Below are 4567 nucleotides of genomic sequence, written 5' to 3' on the forward strand. Positions count from 1 at the left end.
CCCCTAATCCCCACTTCGTGGGGGCCCCGAGTTCCCCACTCCCCACTCACTTTACTTTCAATACAGACTTCCCTAAAGACTGGCAAATAACATCATTTTGCGGTGTATGGATACGGCTACATAGAACGTCACGGTAGTGTCGCTCTAAAGGATTCCTTTTTAACAGACCAGGATTACCAGTTAGTTCTAAGGCAATCTCTACAGCACGAATCGAGTTAGTTGTGGTGAGATATTTAACAGCTTGTGCCTGTAATCCTACGTTAGGCTGATACTCGCCCTGATCAATATCTTGAACCAAGCTATAAATCAATCTATTGTTAGCAAACAGCAGCGCTTCTATCTCACCCACAGCAGTTTGGAAGCGTGGCAGAGTTGCCAGTGGCTCTTTGAGATTAGAAGGCGATCGCTCCCAAAGATATTTTACAAGCCAGTCTCGCGCACTAGTCGCAACACCAAGATATAAAGCACTTATTGTCAAACTGCCCCAAGTGGAAATCAGAGGATCAAAGGATGGCGCAGTTGATATGGGGCTGATATTCAAAGCATACTCTTTTGGGATTAATACATTCTCCAAAATGAGATCGTGGCTACCTGTAGCTCTCATCCCCAAGTGATCCCAGGTTTCAACAATTTGCAAACCGGGCAGATCGCGCGGAACCAGAAAACTGCCAACTTGTGGTTCATCCTCAGTTGTCCGTGCCCAAACAATAAAGTAACTGAGGATGGGACTACCCGTGGTGTATTGCTTGTGACCTGTTAAACGCCAACCCTCTGTTGTCCACTCGGCAATTGTGGCAGGCAATCCGCCTCTAGCTGGTGTTCCTAACTCAGGTTCGACACGGGCAGCATTGAGCAGGGCAATACCTTCAATTGATTCACGACATAGCCGTTTATATACTTCTGGATGCCAGCGACGGCTACGGGCCGCATGGGCATGTTGGAGATAGTGCATTGTCAGTACTAGCGCCGTCGAAGCATCGCCACGCGCTATCTTTTCAATCACTCGGCAGATAGTTGGCAGCCCTAAACCCTGTCCACCTAGTTCACGGGGAATGGTAAGGCTGAGTAATCCTGCCTCATGCAAAGCTGTAAAATTCTCGAAGGGAAAGGAACCATCTTTGTCGTGTGCCCCTGCACGGGTGGCAAAGTCTTTGGCCAGAGCCTCAACCTGGTCGAATATATTATTGGGGAGAGTTTCTAAGCCTTTGGCTACAAAGATGTCTGGCACTGCTTGCTCCAACTGTGACATAAATACTCCTTTAAAACTCACTTTACTACTACTGAATCAGAGATGTTTTGCAATAAAAAAGGATTGGGCATTGGGAAGGAATTCTTTTAATCTCTAATTTTTCATCTGTCTTTTTGAATGCATCTGAATTTTTGCCTGCGATATCGAGGGTAAACTCAAATCTTTTGAAGATGAGCAAGACTCCATCCTGCGAAAAATTGATGTTTCTGCAAACTTGAGATGCTTCTATGGGAGTTAAGCGATCGCAACTATTTTTAACCTAAGTTTTGCTTTCTTTTTTTACTCAGTTTATGACCTCGAACTCAGGTGTTTTGGTGATTATTAAACAATACTACTTAAACTTGCTCGGAATTTAGTAATTAATAATTATGACACAAACAGCTTTCTAAGAGCAAGCCAACCATCCAAATTTACTTTTGATTTTGACTTGGCTTGATTGGATCTATGCGTTGTTGATTGTTTGACAATTGTTCAAACATTTGTATTAAGGCTAACTGCATTTCTGGCGGAAATTCCAACGTGCCAGAACGCACATGTAAATCTAATTGAGCAAAGGGAATTTCAATTTGTTTTTGCTGTAATAATTCATATATATTGTAGTATAAATCACTTTTGAGCAAGAATTGTTTATTAGGTTCCGCAGTCCATACTAATAACTCAAAATTTAAGGTGTTGTTGCCAAAATCTTTAAATAATACTAGAGGAGAAGGAGCCTCTAATACATTGGGATGCTTAGAGGCTGCTTCTAACAGAGCAGCTTGCACGACTTTGGGATCTGAACTATAAGCAACGCCAACGGGGAGATGAAGGCGAGAAATTGGGTTGCGGTGGCTCCAATTGATTACTTCTTTTTCCAAGAAGCGAGAGTTGGGTACAATAATTGAAACGTGGTCAAGAGTGCGAATCTCGGTACTTCTGCCACCTATTCGCTCGACAGTACCTGTATATTCCCCAACTTCCACAAAATCTCCAACCTGAATCGGACGCTCAAATACTAGTACTAAACCACTGCCAAAATTCTTAGCAATATCCTGTAAACCAAAGCCAATTCCAACGCTTAAAGCACTTGCTAAGATTGTCAAAGAGCTAATGTCAAGTCCCCAGATTTGTAGCAGTACCAGTGTGCCAATAAAAATCAGACCATATTTGAAAAGTATTACAATCGCTTCTTGAGCGCCACGATTGATTCCAGTAAAAGATAGAATGCGAGAACGTAAAAAATTGGTTAAAGTTCCAGCAAAGATAACTAAGCCGAACAACAAACCAATCAAAATTATTAATTCAGTAAGAGAGTAAGGATTCTTGCCTAATGTCAGGATAGGTGAGGTGAAACTGGTGATCAGGATATTTGAAATTTGGTAGCTCCATTGACGAGTGAAAGGAAAGAGATTAGTGATATAAAGAATCGCACTTATCCAAAGTGCGATACGCATACTCGCCAAAACTAATTTGAAAAATAATTCCAATACTTTTAGCAGTTCCGAATTAGGTATCGCATTGTTAGCAGTAGTTAAGCGAAGTGAAGCTACTCGGAAAAAGTGATGCTTAATCCATCCTAATAGCCAAGTGAATCCGGCAGTTATGAGTAAAATTGCTACTGCTACAAAAGTCGTATGTTGGAGATAGGTTTTAGTTCGCTCTAAACGAGCTTGCTGTAACGCTTCTTCAATTTCCTGCCCCCAAATCCTTGCCTGCTCATCAACTGTGCTACCTGGAACAGTATCTTGTTCTGTAACTGTTAACAGATAGCGGCCATTTAGCAAAATAGTAGGTAGCTGGTTGCGTTCTTCAATTTTAACTTGAATAAATTCAGAAGTTTTAATCGCATATTTTAGTTGTGAGTTGATTAAATTTGTCCGTTCTTGAGCGCTATAATGACCAGAATCGCTGATCTTAAAAAGCTCTTGCCCATCCAAAATAACCGGAGCTTTAGTTAATGATTGAGCAACAACAGGAGTTAACCAGATAAATAAAATAAAAGTTAGTAATGCAATGAAAATATTGAAATATTTTGATGGCAGTTGCAAACGGTGAGAATAACGCATTAGAATTCTAACAAGATAATTTTAGTCTAGCTAATTAATATTAACTAGATTTGTTCACAATCAATTTTTTACCATAAAATAAAACCAATAGAAAGAATTTAATTTAGAGTTACAGAACTGTTAACTAGCGACAAGCCAAGGAAGCATTTATGGATTTTTGCAATGCCACAGACAAGCGTAGGCATCGCTCTTGATGCATTTGTAATTGTTGCGATCGCTCCAGAGGCAAGTAATCCAGATTCCGATTCCTTGGCGATGTCTGCGCCTACGCCCTTCCCCAGCAGCAGGATCTGTGACTTTCCCTCTCCTGGGATTTGAGAGAAAATATAAAAGGTATAATTACTCATGCATCTTCCGAGGGAAGCCAGTTAGCTGAAATATTTGTAATAATTCCCAGTAATTGCGGTTACATAATTTTATTCATGAAATTTTAATCCCCTAGTACCGCAAGGCGGAAGTCAAAAATCACGCATTCACGTATTGAAAAGTTTTGTATATCAAGGCTTTTGCAAGTTTTAAAATGGTAGCTTGATTTACGCCGCGCTGTACTAACTGAATATGACAACTTGATTAAAGGAGAGTTTTTTATGTCAGTCCAAGACTTGGAAGAATTTTTTCACACACAATTAGTCAAACACGGCGTGAACTACAACTTGGCTGCAAAAGCAGCTAAAATACTGGCTTCTGGCAAACCTGATGAACTATTAACACCAGAAGAAAAGCATTTGGCTACAGAAGTTTGTCAGCAGTGGTTTAAACAGCGTCAACGTCTAGAGCGACTCAATTCTCATTTATAGAATTGAATAAGGATATTTAGTAAATATTGTTACTTTAGTTATATATCTCAAGGAGAAATTAGCCTTGAATATTTATCTCTAAAGAAAAATGAATTGAGTAGATTTGCAGAGCTAACTTAAAGCAATAAGACAACTCAGACGAAAAGCTTTTTGAGGTTTCCACTACCTCAAAAGCTACTTCGATTCTTAAATCAATTTCCTGAGGCGCATCCCACCAGTAATCAGGGAAGTTGCCATAAATGGCGTTGATGGTTTCGGCTTGGTTGATATCAAGGCGATCAACTGCTTGCTTGATCACAGTATAAATGGCAAAGGTGTTTTCATCAACCTTGAGCCGTTGCCGTAAGACTTCTGCTTCTGTGCATTCATTGGCAATTTCATTTAGTTTCGCTAAAGCAACGCAAGCCTCTATTTGGCGGTTTTCAAAGTTGGCGCACTCAAAAATATGCCGCACCTTATTATTGGGCAGCTTTTAC

5 protein-coding genes are annotated in these 4567 nt (G+C 40.3%); 2 read left to right on the plus strand and 3 right to left on the minus strand.

The features are described 5' to 3' along the window. Nucleotides 1-46: 46 nt before the first annotated feature. Both ACFFAP_RS36205 and ACFFAP_RS36210 read right to left on the minus strand, forming a co-directional pair. A complete protein-coding gene (locus ACFFAP_RS36205; protein ID WP_375515732.1) occupies nt 47-1249 on the minus strand; it encodes an acyl-CoA dehydrogenase family protein in 1203 nt (400 codons plus the stop codon). Nucleotides 1250-1659: 410 nt separating this feature from the next. Continuing rightward, entirely contained in the window at nt 1660-3294 is a 1635-nt protein-coding gene (locus ACFFAP_RS36210) for a mechanosensitive ion channel family protein (protein WP_375515733.1), read from the minus strand. Between the two features lie 162 nt (nt 3295-3456). On the opposite strand from ACFFAP_RS36210, the gene ACFFAP_RS36215 reads away from it, so the two are divergent. Both ACFFAP_RS36215 and ACFFAP_RS36220 read left to right on the plus strand, forming a co-directional pair. Beyond that, nucleotides 3457-3612: a hypothetical protein gene (locus tag ACFFAP_RS36215; RefSeq protein ID WP_375515734.1), complete on the plus strand. Its 156-nt coding sequence runs from the start codon at nt 3457-3459 to the stop codon at nt 3610-3612. Between the two features lie 269 nt (nt 3613-3881). Next, on the plus strand, nt 3882-4091 hold the full coding sequence (locus ACFFAP_RS36220; protein ID WP_375515735.1) for a hypothetical protein: 210 nt from the start codon (nt 3882-3884) through the stop codon (nt 4089-4091). Between the two features lie 58 nt (nt 4092-4149). On the opposite strand, the gene ACFFAP_RS36225 is transcribed toward ACFFAP_RS36220, so the two are convergent. After that, the gene (locus tag ACFFAP_RS36225) at nt 4150-4545 is read right to left on the minus strand and encodes a hypothetical protein (protein WP_375515736.1); all 396 of its coding nucleotides are present in this window, start codon (nt 4543-4545) and stop codon (nt 4150-4152) included. Nucleotides 4546-4567: the final 22 nt, after the last annotated feature.

This window comes from uncultured Nostoc sp. (assembly GCF_964245575.1).
In the GTDB taxonomy this organism is placed as follows: Bacteria; Cyanobacteriota; Cyanobacteriia; order Cyanobacteriales; family Nostocaceae; genus Nostoc.